General features: G+C 73.0%; 17 protein-coding genes and 1 pseudogene. 7 read left to right on the forward strand and 11 right to left on the reverse strand.

Annotation, left to right across the window (positions count from 1 at the left end; genetic code table 11):
- Nucleotide 1 precedes the first annotated feature (1 nt).
- Nucleotides 2-1,198, reverse strand: coding sequence for an NAD(P)/FAD-dependent oxidoreductase (locus V5O40_RS03170; RefSeq protein WP_332904053.1), 1,197 nt, complete (start codon nt 1,196-1,198; stop codon nt 2-4).
- A gap of 181 nt (nt 1,199-1,379) precedes the next feature.
- Nucleotides 1,380-2,618, reverse strand: coding sequence for a serine hydrolase domain-containing protein (locus V5O40_RS03175; protein ID WP_332904097.1), 1,239 nt, complete (start codon nt 2,616-2,618; stop codon nt 1,380-1,382).
- Nucleotides 2,619-2,834: 216 nt separating this feature from the next.
- On the opposite strand from V5O40_RS03175, the gene V5O40_RS03180 reads away from it, so the two are divergent.
- Nucleotides 2,835-2,981 (forward strand): hypothetical protein, encoded by a 147-nt coding sequence (locus V5O40_RS03180; RefSeq protein WP_166458961.1) that lies wholly within the window; start codon nt 2,835-2,837, stop codon nt 2,979-2,981.
- A gap of 151 nt (nt 2,982-3,132) precedes the next feature.
- Here the strand turns inward: V5O40_RS03180 and V5O40_RS03185 are convergent, their stop codons facing one another.
- Nucleotides 3,133-3,708: an iron transporter gene (locus V5O40_RS03185; protein WP_332904054.1), complete on the reverse strand. Its 576-nt coding sequence runs from the start codon at nt 3,706-3,708 to the stop codon at nt 3,133-3,135.
- 262 nt (nt 3,709-3,970) lie between these two features.
- On the opposite strand from V5O40_RS03185, the gene V5O40_RS03190 reads away from it, so the two are divergent.
- Complete coding sequence (locus V5O40_RS03190; RefSeq protein ID WP_332904055.1) at nt 3,971-4,735, forward strand: GNAT family N-acetyltransferase; 765 nt, start codon at nt 3,971-3,973, stop codon at nt 4,733-4,735.
- Between the two features lie 37 nt (nt 4,736-4,772).
- Here V5O40_RS03190 and V5O40_RS03195 read toward each other — a convergent pair whose 3' ends face one another.
- Nucleotides 4,773-5,327, reverse strand: a complete 555-nt coding sequence (locus V5O40_RS03195) for a hypothetical protein (RefSeq protein ID WP_332904056.1) — start codon at nt 5,325-5,327, stop codon at nt 4,773-4,775.
- 183 nt (nt 5,328-5,510) lie between these two features.
- Here V5O40_RS03195 and V5O40_RS03200 point away from each other — a divergent pair, with 183 nt between their 5' ends.
- From V5O40_RS03200 to V5O40_RS03210, 3 genes and pseudogenes are all read left to right on the forward strand, one after another.
- Nucleotides 5,511-6,512, forward strand: a complete 1,002-nt coding sequence (locus V5O40_RS03200) for an RNA polymerase subunit sigma-70 (protein ID WP_408631819.1) — start codon at nt 5,511-5,513, stop codon at nt 6,510-6,512.
- 162 nt (nt 6,513-6,674) lie between these two features.
- The gene (locus V5O40_RS03205; RefSeq protein ID WP_332904058.1) at nt 6,675-7,196 is read left to right on the forward strand and encodes a hypothetical protein; all 522 of its coding nucleotides are present in this window, start codon (nt 6,675-6,677) and stop codon (nt 7,194-7,196) included.
- 22 nt (nt 7,197-7,218) lie between these two features.
- Nucleotides 7,219-7,761 (forward strand): annotated as a pseudogene (locus V5O40_RS03210) (GNAT family N-acetyltransferase); the annotation flags it as partial.
- A 12-nt stretch (nt 7,762-7,773) separates the two neighbouring features.
- Here the strand turns inward: V5O40_RS03210 and V5O40_RS03215 are convergent.
- From V5O40_RS03215 to V5O40_RS03245, 7 genes are read right to left on the reverse strand one after another with little or no spacing between them, the layout of a single operon-like run.
- Nucleotides 7,774-8,790 (reverse strand): sensor histidine kinase, encoded by a 1,017-nt coding sequence (locus V5O40_RS03215; protein WP_332904059.1) that lies wholly within the window; start codon nt 8,788-8,790, stop codon nt 7,774-7,776.
- Nucleotides 8,787-9,497, reverse strand: a complete 711-nt coding sequence (locus V5O40_RS03220; protein WP_332904060.1) for a response regulator transcription factor — start codon at nt 9,495-9,497, stop codon at nt 8,787-8,789. Before V5O40_RS03220 ends, V5O40_RS03215 begins: the two co-directional genes overlap by 4 nt.
- Nucleotides 9,498-9,521: 24 nt before the next feature.
- Nucleotides 9,522-9,962 (reverse strand): hypothetical protein, encoded by a 441-nt coding sequence (locus V5O40_RS03225; protein WP_332904061.1) that lies wholly within the window; start codon nt 9,960-9,962, stop codon nt 9,522-9,524.
- On the reverse strand, nt 9,959-11,173 hold the full coding sequence (locus tag V5O40_RS03230) for a molybdopterin-dependent oxidoreductase (protein ID WP_332904062.1): 1,215 nt from the start codon (nt 11,171-11,173) through the stop codon (nt 9,959-9,961). The genes V5O40_RS03225 and V5O40_RS03230 overlap by 4 nt, the downstream gene beginning before the upstream one ends.
- Nucleotides 11,170-11,811 carry a class I SAM-dependent methyltransferase gene (locus V5O40_RS03235; RefSeq protein ID WP_332904063.1) on the reverse strand — a complete coding sequence of 214 codons (642 nt, stop codon included), beginning with the start codon at nt 11,809-11,811 and terminating at the stop codon, nt 11,170-11,172. Before V5O40_RS03235 ends, V5O40_RS03230 begins: the two co-directional genes overlap by 4 nt.
- Nucleotides 11,808-12,467 (reverse strand): TIGR04282 family arsenosugar biosynthesis glycosyltransferase, encoded by a 660-nt coding sequence (locus V5O40_RS03240; RefSeq protein ID WP_332904064.1) that lies wholly within the window; start codon nt 12,465-12,467, stop codon nt 11,808-11,810. The genes V5O40_RS03235 and V5O40_RS03240 overlap by 4 nt, the downstream gene beginning before the upstream one ends.
- On the reverse strand, nt 12,464-13,123 hold the full coding sequence (locus tag V5O40_RS03245) for a glycosyltransferase family 2 protein (protein ID WP_332904065.1): 660 nt from the start codon (nt 13,121-13,123) through the stop codon (nt 12,464-12,466). Before V5O40_RS03245 ends, V5O40_RS03240 begins: the two co-directional genes overlap by 4 nt.
- A 124-nt stretch (nt 13,124-13,247) precedes the next feature.
- Between V5O40_RS03245 and V5O40_RS03250 the strand changes: the two genes are divergently transcribed.
- Nucleotides 13,248-14,297, forward strand: coding sequence for an NAD-dependent epimerase/dehydratase family protein (locus V5O40_RS03250; protein ID WP_332904066.1), 1,050 nt, complete (start codon nt 13,248-13,250; stop codon nt 14,295-14,297).
- Nucleotides 14,294-15,682, forward strand: coding sequence for a hypothetical protein (locus V5O40_RS03255; protein WP_332904067.1), 1,389 nt, complete (start codon nt 14,294-14,296; stop codon nt 15,680-15,682). Before V5O40_RS03250 ends, V5O40_RS03255 begins: the two co-directional genes overlap by 4 nt.
- The last annotated feature ends 22 nt before the right edge of the window (nt 15,683-15,704 follow it).

The raw sequence follows: 15,704 nt of genomic DNA on the forward strand, positions 1-15,704 counted from the left end.
GCTACGCCCGGCGGTCAGCGGCAGCCCCTACCGTGGCCGCCTGTGCCTGGAGAAGCTGCCGACGCTTGTTGTTGCCGAGCCACCGGTGCGATCCGGGCTTGCGAGCCTCGTTCGTGAGGTGACCGACGGCGAACCGGTAGGTCAGGGCCTTGAGTCTGGCGCCGAGGCGGCCGCCGACGAACATCCTGTTCGCGGTGTCGTCCCGGCCGGCGAGTTGGTAGATGCCGGCATGCGAGCCCAGGCCGACACACATCGCACCGAAGAAGACGCTCGCCGGCTCGGGAGCGGTGCCCGCGATGCGCCGCAGCACCGTGTCCGCGGCGTGCGCGCCGAGGCAACTGGCCGTGTACGCGCTCATCCGGTACGGCACGCCGGACGGCGCGGCCGAGTCCCCGGCCGCGACGATGCGCTCGTCGTCGACGCTGGTCAGCGTCTCGTCGGTGATCAGGCGTCCGATGGCGTCGGTCCGCAAACCGCTGCGCGTGGCCAGATCCGGCACCCCGAAACCCGCGGTCCAGATGGTGATCGCGCTCGGCAGCGTCCGACCGTCGTCGAGCCGCACCGCGTCCCGCGTGACCTCGGTGACCGTGCCACCGGGACCGGCCAGTACGTCCACGCCGATCCCACCCAGCGACCGGGCGGCGGCGCGTCGTGCCGCCGGATGCAGGTACGCGCCCAGCACGTCCCCGCAGACCAGAGTGACCCGGTGGCCCCGCTCGGCCAGTTCGGCGGCGGTTTCGATGCCGGTCGGCCCGGCGCCGACGACAGTCACCGGTGTCGCCGGAGGCTGGTCGTCGAGGATCGCGCGCAGCCGCCGCGCCGCCTCGAGCGTGGCCATCGGATAGGCGAACTCGGCCGCGCCGGGAACACGTGGTTCGGCACTCGCGCTGCCCGCCGCGTAGACGAGGTGGTCGTAGCCGAGGGTGCCGCCGCCCAGCAGCGTCACCCTGCGCTGAGCCGCGTCGACTGCCGTGACGGTGTCCCGGACGAGCCGAACATCCTCGGCCAGCACCTGTCGGTACGGCGTGACCGCGTCGTGGACGCCGGCGACCACGTGGTGCAGCCGGAGCCGGATGACGAAGTCCGGCCGTGGATTCACCATGGTCACCGAGACGTCGTCGCGTTGCGTCAGCCGATTGGCGGCCATCACGCCGGCGAATCCGCCGCCGACCACCACCACCCTGGTTCCTGCTGCCATGTCTGACTCCCTTCGCGGACGGTTCCACCCCCAAAGACACCGGCAACGCCCCGGATGTGACCGTCGTGGTTCTCCCATCCCCTGCCGCCACCGTCCGCACCGGGCCGTGCCGGCGGTGTGACGGCGTGATCCCCTGACGGCAGCTCGATCCGTCAGGGGATCACCGAGGAGCGGACTCGGCTCAGGGCGCCGCCACCGGCGCGTCGTTGTTGCCCGGCAACCGGGTCACGCTCGGCAACGGCGCAACGGTCACCGCCGAACGGCTGCCCGCCTCGTCGGCCGGGCAGATCGCGGTGCCCAGCAACGTGTTCCAGGCGATGTCGATCGGGTGCGGATCGGGCAGGCCGATCTGGTGGTGGCTGATGTTGATCCCGGACGACACCTGACGGGCGCCGTCGCGGCTGTGCAGTGAGATCGTCAGGTGACCGATGACCGCGCCGTCGTGGCCCCAGAACTCCCCGCACGGGGTCGGCAGCGAGTAGATGCCGAGACCGTAGCTGCCGGCGGCGGGCTGTTCGGGCAGCATCGGCACGGCGGTGAGCATCTCGTCGAGAGCGGCCGGGCTGAGCAGGTCGCCGCCGAGCAGCGCCCGGAAGAAGGTGTTCAGGTCCGCCGTGGTGGCGATCATCTCGCCGGCCGTCCACGCCCAGCTCATGTTGAACTCGCTGAGATCACGCACGCCGAACGGGGCGAAGTAGGCGCCACTGTGTGCGCCACGGATCCGCGCGTCGGTGCCCGGAAAGAACGTGTCGGTGAGCCTCAGCGGTCGCAGGATGCGCCGCTGGACCTCGGCCGCCGCGTCGTTGCCGGTGATCGTCTCGATCAGCAGTCCGGCCAGGACGTAGTTGGTGTTCGAGTAGCTGAACCGGGCACCGGGAGCGTTCGTCGGCGGCAGGGCCAGGCCGATGGCCACCAGGTCGGCCGGAGCGTACGTGGTGACCCGCATCTGGTTGATCGCCGCGTACGAGCTGATCATGGCGTTGGTGTAGTTGCCGATGCCGCTCGTGTGGTTGAGCAGCATCCGGACGGTGACCTCGGAGCCGAGCTCGTCCGGCACGATGTCGGGCAGCCACCGCCCGACCGGGTCGTCCAGCCCCAACCGGCCCTCGTCGACGAGCTGGAGCACGGTGGTGGCGACGAACGTCTTGGTGATGCTGCCGATCCGGTGCCGCATCTGCGGCCGCATGGGTTGCGGCCTGGTCAGGAAGGCCTGACCGGCGGCGTCACGCCAGTCGCGCCGGCCGTCGCGCACGGCGACCAGCACGCCCGGGGCGCCGGCTTCGGGTACTGCGGCGAGGGCGGCGCGCAACGCGGCGCGATCCGGTCCGCCAGCGGTCGGCCGCGCTGCGGTACCCGGCTGCGCGGTGGCGGATGCGGGTACGACGGCGATGGTGGCCACCAGCGCGACGCTGGTGGCCACCATCTTCAGTGTCCGAAGAGTACGTGACATGCCAACATGCTCGCCGGAAACCCGGCGGGACGCATCCGGCTCGGGCGGGAGACCCACCTCCCACTGTGGCATGAGCCTGCGTCAATCGCTCGGCGCACGATGCCGGAGTGGGCACAGGGTTTGGCGGCCCGGACGCCGGGGGTAGAGAGCGATCCGCCCATCATCCCACGCCCGAAGGAACACACCATGTCGGTACAGGCATTCCTCTATGTCGTCGCGGTCATCCTGCTCGTGCTGGCCGCGCTGCCCATCTCCACCCGGGGTGTCTCGCTCGCCCTGCTCGGAGCGGCGTTCGCCCTGCTGGCCTATGCCTGGCCAGTGATCACCGAATAGGTGCTGAAGGTCGTCGGTGCGCACCTGAGCCGGCCTGTCGCGGTCGGCGGTACCCGCTGACGGTCCGCTGTGCCGTGACGGTGGAACGTTGCCCGGTTAGGTACGGGCAGCAGGACGAGTCACCTGCTGCCCGTACACCCTGGCCCGCTCGTCAGGCGCCGGACGCGGTCGGCGCGGCGGGCCCTCGGGGCCGGGCATCCGGACTGGGCTTGCGCCCGTTGGCCAGGGAGACGTTGTCGAAGTGGACCTCCACCGGCCGCTCGTAGCGGCGGCCGTTGACCGGGTCGTGGCGCATGAAACCGGCAGCCGCGACGCGGATGGTGACCCGGTAGGGGCCTTCGTCGGGGACGCTCGCATTGGTGCCGTAGTGATGCAGGAACGGATGCCACAGAAATGGCAGGTCGGCGGCGAGGATCGGGGCGCCGTCGCGGCTGAGTCGCAGGTGCACGGCCAGGCCGGGGACGAATCGTCCGTCGGCGGCGTCGGCCACGGCGACCTCGAGGTGGACGTTCGCGTCCTCGGCGGCCTCACGCCAGACGAGTTGGTCGTCGTCGAGGGCATACATGCCTTCGGCTTCCTCGTTGACGAATCCGATGAGGTAGTCCCCGACCTGGGCGGTGTGCGCCCCTTCCTCCTCGGCCATGGCCCGCATGGCCCGGTGGTAGGCGTTGCCCTGAGTGCGAGCCACGTCCAGCTGCTCTTCGGTGGCCTCGTTGCTGGGCGCCATCGGCGGGCTGCTCCGCCTCATGATTTCCCCCATCTCGTCGAGATCCGGCCTCGCAGCGGGCTGGTCGCCGCTCGGGCCCGGCCACTCCTGCCGCGCGGCGCCAGAGGCTCTCCCGGCCTCGGCGACGCCTTCGGTTCCGGATACCCGGCCGTCTGTCGCGGACACTGTTGATCTGCGTTCAGCCAACGGGACCGGTTGTCCACGGTCACCCTGTGTCCGGTCGCCCTGGGCGGGTAGACGCTGCCGAAGGGAGGCTGAGGTCATGCGCATCCCGCGAGGCATCATCGACGATCTCCGGTGGAGTATCGTCGCGCCGTCGACCCCGGAGCACGCCGCGGACCGGCTCGTGCTGCGGCCGGCGGAACGCGAGGATCTTCCGGCGACGTCCCGCGCCCATGTCGAGTTGCTTCCGATCGGGCTGTTTCCGTCGCTCGGTGCCCGCTTCGTGCGTCGTTGGCACCGCACGTTCCTGACCTCGCGGTACGGGGTGGGCGTGGTCGTCATCGACGCCGCTGCGCCCCAGGACGAGATTGTCGGGTTCGTGCTGGGCACCGCCGATCATGCCGGGTACACCACCGAGGTGGCGAAGGACCGGCGTGCCATTGCGTCCCTCGCCCTCGCCGGCCTGTTCGCGCTGGTTGTCCGGCCCCGGGTCGCCCTGCGGGTCGTGCGGACCCGGTTCCGGCCGTGGGCCCGTCGGGTGTCGCGTCGGGCGACCGTGCGCACCCGGGAGCGAACCGAGTCGGTGTCGGCGCCACAGGTGGCGGTCATGACCGCGCTGGCGGTGCGACCGGACTGGCGCAAGAGCGGCGTCGGGATGCTGCTGGCCGCGCGGTTCGTCGAGCTGGTCGGTAGCAGCGGCGCGCGGTGGGTCGAGGCGCAGACCTCTACCGGACCGCTGGGCGCGACCGGGTTCTACGAGCGTCTGGGCTGGGAGGCGGGCCAGGCGCGCCCTACCCCGGACGGCGACCGCGTGCGTACCTACCGCCTGGCCCTCGGTGGTGCCGGTTGGACCTCGACGGCCTGACCGTGCCGGTCGAGGCTCAACCGTCGTACGCCCCGGGTCAGCTCAACCGGAAGGTGACGTTGTCGACGTCGAAGGTCGTGACGCCGTTGCCGGCCGACTCGCTGGCGAGGAAGCTGACCGTGGCGGTGCGCTCGGTCGCCGCGATCCCGGTCGACATGGTGTACTGCCGCCACTCCGGTCCGCCGTCGAAGGCCAGCGAGAACCGGGTCTTCGGGGGAATCCCGGTGGCCGCCAGCCCGACGTTCAGGTAGTCGCCGCGGCTGGTCTCGGTGGTGGTGGTCCGGACCCAGAAGCGGACCGTCAGGTCGCAGTTGGCCGGCACCGTGACGGTGGTGCGCAGCAGGTCGGAACGGGTCACGTCCAACCCGGCGAAGGTGGCGTACGCCCGGCCGGTGCGCGCGGGTCGGGTCGGGTCGCCGAGCACGACGATGCGGGGGCCGGCCTCCCAACCGTCGGTGCCACGCTCGAACCCCGGGTTCGGGTGGATCTGGCCGGTGCAGGACGGGTCGGCTGCCGGCTGGTCAGCGGGCGCGCTGCCGGGGGTCAGGAGCAGCAGGACGGCGACGACAGTGGTGGTGACGAAGGCCTTCATCAGTGCTCCCCGTGGTCAAGGCATTCGAGAGTGTCAATCGACGATGCTTCATGAGAGTTGGCGCGTCAAGCCCATCCCAACCGGGGACCGCGGGTAGTGCGACCCGCGGACCGACCCGGGGTGATGAGTTGTCGCGCTCGTAGCCGTCATACCTACGACGGGACACGACGACGTGAGGATGACGTGATGAACGCGGACACGCGGCCGAAGGAGCTGGGTGTGGGTGGCCTGGGGGACATCGACGAGCCGGCGTTCTCGGGGTTGGCGCAACGGCACCGGCGGGAACTGCACGTGCACTGCTACCGGATGCTCGGGTCGTTCGAGGATGCCGAGGACACCGTGCAGGAGACGTTCCTGCGCGCCTGGCGGCGGCGGGAGACCTTCGCCGGTCGATCCACGTTCCGGGCCTGGCTGTACCGGATCGCCACCAACGCCTGCCTGGATCTGCTCGCCAGGTGCCGCCCGGAGCCGGCGTCCGGCGGCGAGGTGCGGTGGTTGCAGCCCTATCCGGACCGGCTGCTCGACGAGCTGGCCGCCGGCGTCGAGGACGAGCCGGAGGTGGTCGCCGTCGCCCGGGAGACGATCGAGTTGGCGTACCTGGTCGCGGTCCAGCACCTGGCGCCGCGCCCACGGGCCGTGCTGATTCTGCGGGACGTGCTCGGCTGGCCGGCGAAGGACGTCGCGGAGCTGCTCGGCGACTCGGTCAACTCGGTGAACAGCGCGCTGCAGCGGGCCCGCGCGGGCATGCGGGAGCATCTGCCGGCCGAGCGGCAGGACTGGACCGGCGGCGGGGAGGACGCCGGGACGCGGGATCTGGTGCGCCGCTACACCGAGGCCAGCGTGGCCACCGACATCGACGGTCTCGCCACGCTGCTGCGTGAGGACGTGCGCTGCTCGATGCCGCCCACCCCGGGCCTGCACGTCGGCCGCGACGTGGTGGTCGAGGACTGGGTCAGCAGCGGCTTCGTGGGCATGACGGGCCTGCGTGCCGTCGAGACCCGGGTCAACCGGCAGCCCGCCGTCGCCTTCTACCACCTGCGCAAGCGGGAGGGCGCGTACCTGCCGCTGACCATCGACGTGCTGCGGGTCACCGGCGGGGCGATCGCCGAGATCGTCACGTTCCACGACGACCAGTTCCCACGGCTCGGGCTACCGGACCGCCTGCCCGTCGACGGCACCGACTGAACCATTCGCGCCGTCCGGCGGGACGCCGTGGCCGCGTACCAGCGGGAACCGGCTGCGTCGTCAGCTCGACAGCACCGACGCACCGATCCCGGGCACCCGGCCGCGTCGGACCTGACAGACCGCAGGTTTCGCTGACCGCCGCACCCGGGTAGCGGAGGGCGCATGAACCGCAATCTCGCCAAGGGTCTCCAGGTTGCGTGGGGTATGCCGGAGTTCCGGGGCGGGTTGCGACACCTCATCGACCTCGACGAGGTGTCGGTGCTGCTGGCCACGCTGTCCGTCCCGGATCACGACCGCGAGGTGGAACGCAGCCTGTTGAGGCTGCTGCGATCCGGTCTCGACACGGTCGAGATCCGGGCGGCCGTGTTGCTGCTGCTGGAGCAGGACGACGTACGCCGGCCGCTTGTCGCGGCGGTGCGGCCGATCGTCGACCGACCGGATCAGGCGGCGGCCATCGCTTCGGCGGCCGAGGATCCCGTGGTGCGGCGCGAGGTGCGGGCGGTGCTGGACAGCGCCCCGGTACGCGAGCTGATCTGGCAGGCGATCGACAACCAGTTCAGCGACAAGCGGCTCGGCCTGATCCGCCGGGCGGCGGTGCTGTTCGTGCGGCATTCGAGCGTCCGGCGCCTCGCCTGGGCCCTGCGCCGACACGGCGTGCTGCGCGCGCTGCGTCAGCGGCCGTGACCGGCGGCTATCCTGCCACCTCGTGGGCAGCACGCACCTTCGCACCGAACGTCTCGAGCTTCGTCCAGTGCGGGACGAGGACGTCGACCGCATGCTGGAGTACCGCAACCTGCCGGAGGTCACCCGCTGGCTGCTGCGCACCGAGGTCGACCCGGCGTCCTTCCGGGCGGCCTGGCGGCGCGCGGCGCAGGACCCCGACGACCACAGCGTCGCGGTGACCCTGGGCGGCGTGGTGATCGGGTCCGTCTCGCTCGACGTGGTCGACGGCATGGGGCAACCCGGCATGCCGGCACGGACCGAGGCCCAGCTCGGCTACATCTTCGACCCGGCTCACGGTGGGCGGGGCTACGCGACCGAGGCGGTCACCGCGATGGTGGCGTACGCGTTCGACCGGCTGGGCGTACGCCGGATCACCGCCGGCTGTTTCGCGGACAACCTGCCCTCCGTGCGGCTTCTCGAGAAGATCGGCATGCGTCGTGAGCAGCACGGTGTCGGCGACTCCTGGCACGCCGAGCTGGGCTGGGTGGACGGCTACACCTACGCCCTGCTCGCCGAGACGTGGCGCCAGGGCAGACCGTCAGGTGGCGGGCAGGCGTACCTCGAACCGGCAGCCTCGGTCGGTGTTGGCGACGTTGACCCGGCCGCCGTGCGCCTCGACGAGACCGCGCACGATGGCCAGGCCGAGTCCGCCGCCACCACCTGAGTCCGCCGCCGCGGGGGTGCGGGCCCGTTCACCTCGGAACGCGACGTCGAAGACCCGGTCCAGGTCCTCGCCGGGGATGCCGCCGCAGGTGTCGGAGACGGCCAGCCACACGTTGTCGCTCTCGTGGCCGGCGGCGATGTGCACGCTGCCGTCCTCCGGTGTGTAACGGACGGAGTTGATCAGCAGGTTGCTGACGATCCGGGCGAGTTCACGCTCGCCGGCCCGGACGTCGGGCCAGCCGCTGTCGGCGGCCACCAGGTGGATCCGGCGGCGGGCGGCCAGCGGCGCGACGCCGGCGATCGCGTCGGACACCACGTCACCCAACGGCACGGTGGTGGGCATGAGCCGCAGCGCACCGGCGTTGATCCGGGACAGCTCGAACAGGTCGTCGACGAGCTGGGCCATCCGGTCGGTCTCCATTCGGATGCGCCGGTGGTACTCGTCGACGACGGCCGGGTCGTGGATGATGCCGTCCTCGAGGGCCTCGGCCATGGCCCGCAGTCCGGCCAGCGGGGTCCGCAGGTCGTGCGACACCCACGCCACGAGTTCGCGACGGCCGGCCTCCAGCCGCCGCTCGCGTTCCCGGGCCGCCCGGGCCCAGACCGCGGCGGCGGCGAGTCGCCTGCCGAAGATGGCGCCGACGGCGAGGCTGATCACCGCCGAGGCGCTGACCGTGACGAGCACGACCCACAGGTCGTGCGCGGACAGGAACATCGCCTGCGCGACGGTGGCGACTCCGGCGACCACGGCGAGGACGGTGACGGCGAGCAGCACCAGGATGTGCACGAGAATCGACCGGCCTCGCAGCAGCCGTAGCGCCGCGGCGCCGGCCAGGCCGACGACGCCTCCGGCGGCGAGGGCGTAGAGCCCGATGAGCAGCGTGTCGGTCACCGGGCCGCTTCCTCCTCGAGTGGGTCGTAGCGGTATCCGACGCCCCAGACCGTGCGGATGCGCTGCGGATCGGCCGGATCGGTCTCGATCTTCTCGCGCAGCCGACGGACGTGGACGGTGACCGTCGACTGGTCGCCGAACTGCCACCCCCAGACCTTGTCCAGCAGGTCGGTACGCGACCACGCCCGTCCCGGATGGCGCATGAAGAAGATCAGCAGATCGATCTCCCGGGCGGTGAGCGACAGCGGCGCGCCACCCAGGGTGGCGACGCGGCGGGCGCTGTCCACGGTCAGCGTCGCGTCGGTCAGCTTCGCCGAGACGGTCGGCGCCGTGGGGTGCGCGGCGGTGCGGCGCAGCACGGAGCGGATCCGCAGCACCAGTTCGCGGGGGGAGAAGGGTTTGGTGACGTAGTCGTCGGCACCGACCTCGAGCCCGAGCACCCGGTCGGCCTCCTCACCGAGCGCGGTGAGCATGACCACCGGCAGGTCGGGCAACTGCCGCCGGATCCGGCGGCAGACCTCGAGGCCGTCGATGCCGGGCATCATGAGGTCGAGGACCACGAGATCGGGGCGTTTGGCGGCGATCGCGGCGAGGCCGTCGGCGCCGTCGGTGGCCAGTTGAACCTCGCAGCCGGCCTGCTCCAGATATCGTCGTACGACGTCACTGACCGTCGGGTCGTCGTCGACCACTAACACCCGGTGTCCCATCCTGACCAGGCTATCGACCACGGGTCACGGACGACCGTCGGCGGGTCTTTCGGATTCCTTACGGTCCGCCGCCGTCCCGCGTCGCCGCACCAGGCAGGCCAGCAGCGTCGTGCCGGCGACGGCGAGCAGGACGGCGACCAGGTTGCGACCGTACGGCAGCGGCAGCACCGAGGTGTTGTCGGCCGCGCGTCCGAACCCCAGGGCGAGGGGGAGTCCCACCACGGTGACCGCGGCGACGACGATCACGGCCGTCCGGATCGTCGGACGGTACCGGGACGGGACGCGGGTCAGCGCGACACCGACAGCCAGCACCGCCGCCATCCAGACGACGTCGTGGACCACCAGCACCGCGGCCAGGAAGAGCAGCACCCCGCCCGGCGTCAGGTCGGCGTCGGTGAGGGCACCGACGACGGCGTACGCCATGAGCAGGCCACCGCCGACGACCAACACGGTCCGGGTCTTCATCCCGTCCCCACCACGGTGATCCGGCTGAGCCATTTGGTCTGCAGCACGCCGGGCCGGTTGGGCGCGATCAGCCGTGCCGGATAGCCGTGGTCGAGGTGCAGGGGCTCGCCGCCCAACCGCAGCGCGACCAGGGTCAGCGGATCTGCGACGTGTTCCGGTGGCACCGTGCAGGCCCGGTACGCGCCGCCCACCTGCAACGACTCGACCCAGGCCGACGAGCGTCGAGGATCGGCACCCACGAGCGCGACCAGATCGCCCAACCGGACGCCGGTCCACGTCCCGGTGGCGCTCCAGCCCTCCACGCAGGCGATCGGCAGTCGCGCGGTGTACTGCGGAAGTCGGTTGAGGGCGGCGAGGTCCAGGCTGACGCTGCGGCCCTCTCCGGTGACCCGCAGCCGGTACGCCGGGTCGAGCGCCGCGGCGCGCACCCCGGCACCGGCCGCGGTCCGGTTCACCGGTAGGCCCTGCGGCCCGACGTCGGGGTGGCGTGGGGCGAGCACCGCGAGACCGGTCAACGGTCGGATCGTCTGCCCGACCGTGGTCAGGGTGATCAGCCCGGACGCGGCGGCGACGCCGGCGAGCAGGGAACGCCGGTTCAGCCCGTCCTGCGGTGGCTCGCCGGTGGGGCGCGCGAGCGCGGCGCGGACCGCCGGCAGGTGCACGCCGATGTGCACCAGCAGCCCACCGACCGCCAACCAGGCCACCCAGTAGTGCCCGGCGGTGAAGAAGAACGGCATCGGCGCGTACCAGCGGGAAATGTTGAGCACGCCGCTGACCAGCAGGAACAGTGCCGCGGCGACAAGCAGACCGAGGCTGGCGCGTTCGGCCGCGTGGACGATCGAGCGGACCGGCGGCCAGCCGAACAGGTGGGGGTACACCGACCACAGCTTGGCGCCGAGCAGCGGGATCGAGGCGAGCCCGGTCGCCACGTGCAGCCCCTGCGTGAACCGGTAGAGCCCGACCGGGCGGGCCGGCCACCAGAACCAGCCCGGCGGGTGCTGGATCAGGTGGCTGAGCAGACCGGTGGCGAAGCAGACGGCGAACGCCACGCCGAGGGCGACGCCGAGCTGACCGGTCAGCCGGGTCGACCGCAGCCGGGACCGGAACACCCCGGGGCGCAGCGGTCCGCGCCGCAGCGTCACCGGTGGTGCCGGCAACGGCGCCAGGCACCACCGGGCGAGGCGTCGTAGCACCGTCACGCGGCCGGTCATCGGGAAGCCAGGGTGGCGAACCACCGCCCCGCCTCCGTCCAGGTGTCGACCACCCGCATCCCGGTGGCGTCGGCCAGCTCCGGAAGGTCGTCGAGGGGTACGCAGGCCCAGGGCAGGACACGGTCGGCGCCGTCCGGGGTCCGCACCGTCGCGGTTCCGGACCAGGCCGGCGTGCCGGCCGGTGCCAGCTCCACGTGGAGGCGCCCGTCGACGGCCAGCAGCTGACGGCACCGGCGAAGCAACCGGAGCGGGTCACCGCCGATGCCGATGTTGCCGTCGGCCAGCAGCAGGTGCCGCCAGCGGCCGGCACCGGGCACCGGGCCGAAGACGTCGCGTTGCAGCGCGGCCGCGCCCCGGCGGCGGGCCAGCAGCACCGCGCTGGCGCTGACGTCGATGCCGAGGGCCGGCCGGCCGGCGTGGCTGAGGGCGCTGGTGAGCCGGCCCGGGCCGCAGCCGACATCGAGGGTGTGACCGGTGCAGCAGCCGATCAGCGCATCGTCTCCGGCGATCGTGTCCCGGCACCAGGCGGCCGGGTCGAAGCGGTAGACCTCGCCGCTGGCGTGCCGGGCCGTGAAGGCGGCCGGGATGCCGGCGGCGGCCCGGTCGAGCGCGGTGTCGAAGACCGCGACGGCGTTCACCGGGCGACCGGTGCGGGCTGCGGCACCTCGGCGGCGACGGCGCGGGCGAACCGGCTGTCCGGCGGGCACAGGTTGGCCACGGCGCGCGCGTCGGCAGCGGTGTCCACATCGGACAACCAGGGCAGCAGGCGTACCCGCAGGCCGCGCCGACGCAGCGCGACCACGGTGCGTCGGCCGGTGCTCGCCGTGGAGGTGGCGACGGTACGCAGCACGGTGGCGTGGCCGGGGTCGCGCAGCCCCAACGTCCACCAGCCGCCGTCGACGGCCGGACCGAGCACCGCGTCCGGGCCGTCCGCCGAGGCGAGCAGCTCCCGGGCGGTGTCGAGGTGTTCGACGAGCAGCTGCGGGGTGTCCATGCCGATCAGCACGGCGGGCGTGCCGGGTGTACGGGCGTCGGCGAACGCGTTGGCGAGGCGGTCGCCGAGGGAGTCGCCGCGCTGGGGGAGCGTGGCCCAACCCGGCGGGGCGGGGTGGTCGCCGTCGATCACGAGAATGCGGGCGCCGGCCGCGGCGGTGGTGACGGTGTCCAGGGTGTCGGCCAGGGCGGCGGCGGCGACCCGGGCCGCCTGCTCGGGGGTGCAGGGTGGGCAGAGTCGCGTCTTGACGCGTCCGGGTGTCGGCGCCTTGGCCAGCACCAGAACCTGGGCGGCGCTCACCGGGCCAGCACCGCACTCATGTCGCGCACCGTGCGGGCGGTGCCGAGCAGGGTGCCGGTCACCTTCGAGCGGGTGCCGGCCGCCCGGGGACCGTAGTCGACGTCGATCTCGACCACCCGCCAACCGGCCCGGCCCGCCGCGATCAGCAACTCCAACGGGTAGCCGAACCGCCGGTCGCGCAGCCCCAACGCCAGCAGGTCGTCGCGGCGTACCGCCCGCATCGGGCCGATGTCGTGGACGTCCAGGCCGGTCGTGCGGCGCAGCCGGTGGGCGAGGAAGGCGTTGGCGGCCCGGGCGTGCAGCGGCCACACCCCCCGTCCGACCGGGCGGCGGCGGCCGGTGGCCAGCTGCGCCTGACCGGTGCGTACGCACCCGGCCAGCCGGGGCAGTTGCGTCGGGTCGAAGGAGCCGTCGGCGTCCATCACGCACACCACCCCGTCGACCGGGTCGGCCGCCTCGACCCCGGCGTGCACGGCAGCGCCGTAGCCGGGTTCGGCGACGCTGATCACCTCCGCGCCGTGGGCCCGCGCCACCTCGGCCGAGTCGTCGGTCGAGCCGTTGTCCACCACGATCGGCCGGTAGCCGGCCGGTATCCGGGCCAGCAGGCCGGGCAGGGCCGGTGCCTCGTTCCGGCAGGGAAGTACCACATCGGTCATGTCGCGGACGCTAACCAGCATCGAGCCGGGCAGGTATTACCAGCCGATGATGAAGTCTTACGAGACGCTGACGGCTGCCCGTCACGGCCACCGCCGGCGCCCGGCTGGCTCTAGCGTCGGCGCCGTGACCCACGTACTCGTCACCGGCGGAGCCGGCTTCATCGGGACCCACGTCGTCGCCGCGCTGCACCAGGCCGGCCATCAGGTGTCCGTCGTGGACGCCGGTCACCCCGGCGCGCACCGCGCACCGCTGCCGGACACCGTGGCCGGCGCCCCGCTGCGCCAGGCCGACCTGCGCGACCGGACCGCCGTCGCCGCCGCCCTGACCGGCGTCGACGTGGTCGTGCACCAGGCGGCCATGGTCGGGCTCGGCGTGGACCTCGACGACCTGCCCGAGTACGTCGGCTGCAACGACCTCGGCACCGCCGTGCTGCTCGCCGAGATGGCCCGCGCGGGCATCCACCGGCTCGTGCTGGCCAGCTCGATGGTGGTCTACGGCGAGGGCGCCTACACCTGCGTCCGGCACGGCGCGGTGCGCCCCGCCCCACGCGCCGCCACCGACCTGGCCGCCCGCCGCTTCGAGCCCGCCTGCTCCACCTGCGGCGCCGCCCTGGAGCCGGGACTCGTCGACGAGGAGGCGCCACTGGACCCGCGCAGCGGGTACGCCGCCACGAAGGTGGCGCAGGAGCACCTCACGGCGGCCTGGTGCCGGCAGACCGGTGGCACCGTGGTGGCGTTGCGGTACCACAACGTCTACGGTCCCGGCATGCCGCGCGACACGCCGTACAGCGGCGTCGCGGCGATCTTCCGGTCCGCGCTGGCGGCGGGACGGGCCCCGCGGGTGTTCGAGGACGGCCGACAGCGACGCGACTTCGTCCACGTCGACGACGTGGCGGCGGCCAACCTCGCCGCGGTGACGGCCACCGGCAGCCGCACCGGCTGGCGGGCCTACAACGTCGCCTCCGGCCAGCCGGCCAGCATCGGCGAGATGGCCGCCGAACTCGCCCGGGCCACCGGCGGGCCCACGCCGGTGGTCACCGGCGAGTTCCGGCTCGGCGACGTACGCCACGTGGTCGCCTCACCGGCCCGTGCGGAGAACGAACTGGGGTTCCGCGCGGCGGTCCGCCTCGCCGACGGAGTCCGGCAGTTCGCCCACGCACCGCTGCGCGGATGAGCACACCGCTGCCCGCCCGACTGCGGCGTACCACCGCACGGGCCGACCTGGTCGCCGTCGGCGTCGCCGTCGGGTTGTTCGCCGCCGCCGCCGGTGTCGGTGGCCTGCTGCACCTGCTGGGGCGTCCGGTGCACGCCAGCGCGGCGCCGCTGTTCGCGCACTGGCGACCGCACGTCGGCCCCGGTACCCCGCTGGCGGTGGCGGTGGCCGTGCTGGTCTGCTGGCGTGGACCCGCCCTGGCGACCCGGCTGCCGTGGCGGCGGCTGCTCGTCCTGTCCTACGCCACCGCGCTGGCGTGGACGCTGTCCCTCGCCCTGGTAGACGGCTGGCAACGCGGCATCGCCGGCCGGCTGAGCACCCGCCACGAGTACCTGCACGAGGTGCCCGGCGTCACCGACATCCCGGCCATGCTGGGCACCTTCACCACCCGGATCCTCGACTTCCAACCGGATTCCTGGACCACCCACGTGTCGGGGCACCCGCCCGGAGCGCTGCTGGTGTTCGTCTGGCTGGACCGGGTCGGGTTGGGCGGCGGCGGCTGGGCGGGGATGCTGTGCATCCTGACGGCGGCGCTCACCGCCGTCGCCGTGCCACACACCGTGCGGTTGCTCGGCACCGACGACGCGGCGCGCGCGGTGCTGCCGTTCGCGGCGTTGTTCCCGGGGGCGGTCTGGTCCGGCGTGTCCGCCGACGGCCTGTTCGCCGGGGTGACCGCCACCGGCGTCGCGCTGCTGGCGTACGGCGTCACCCGGGGCAGCGCGCTCGGCGCGCTCGGCGGCGGCGCGCTGCTCGGCTTCGGCTGCTACCTCTCCTACGGGCTGGTGCTGATGGTCCCGATCGCGGTCGCCGTGGTGATCCTGGGTCACCGGCACCGGCCCGCCGCCTGGTGGGCGCTCGGCGGGGCGGCACTTGTGGCGGGTGCGTTCACGGCCGCCGGCTTCGACTGGCTGACCGGCTACCACCTGGTCGTCGAGCGCTACTACCAGGGCATCGCCAGCCGACGCGCGTACGGCTACTGGGTCTGGGCCAACCTGGCGATCGTCACCGTCGCCGCCGGCCCGGCGGTCGCCGTCATCCTCAGCCGCGCGGCGGTCGCCGGATGGCGGGCGGTCTCGTCGCTCCGGCCGGGCAGTGGTCTGCCGCGACCGCGGCACGGCACCCTCGGGTACGCCTGCTGGCTGCTGCCGCTCGCCGCGACGGCGGCGATCGTCGCCGCGGACCTGTCCGGCTACAGCAAGGCCGAGGTCGAACGCATCTGGTTGCCCTTCACCGGGTGGCTCATGGCCGGCGCCGCCCTGATTCCCGCCACCGGCCGCCGTACCTGGCTCACCGCGCAGGCCGCGGTGGCCCTCACGATCAACCACCTGCTGCTGACCACGTGGTAGGCGGCCGTGACCCGGCCGGTAG

The sequence above is a fragment of the Micromonospora palythoicola genome, assembly GCF_036689795.1.
In the GTDB taxonomy this organism is placed as follows: domain Bacteria; phylum Actinomycetota; class Actinomycetes; order Mycobacteriales; family Micromonosporaceae; genus Micromonospora; species Micromonospora palythoicola.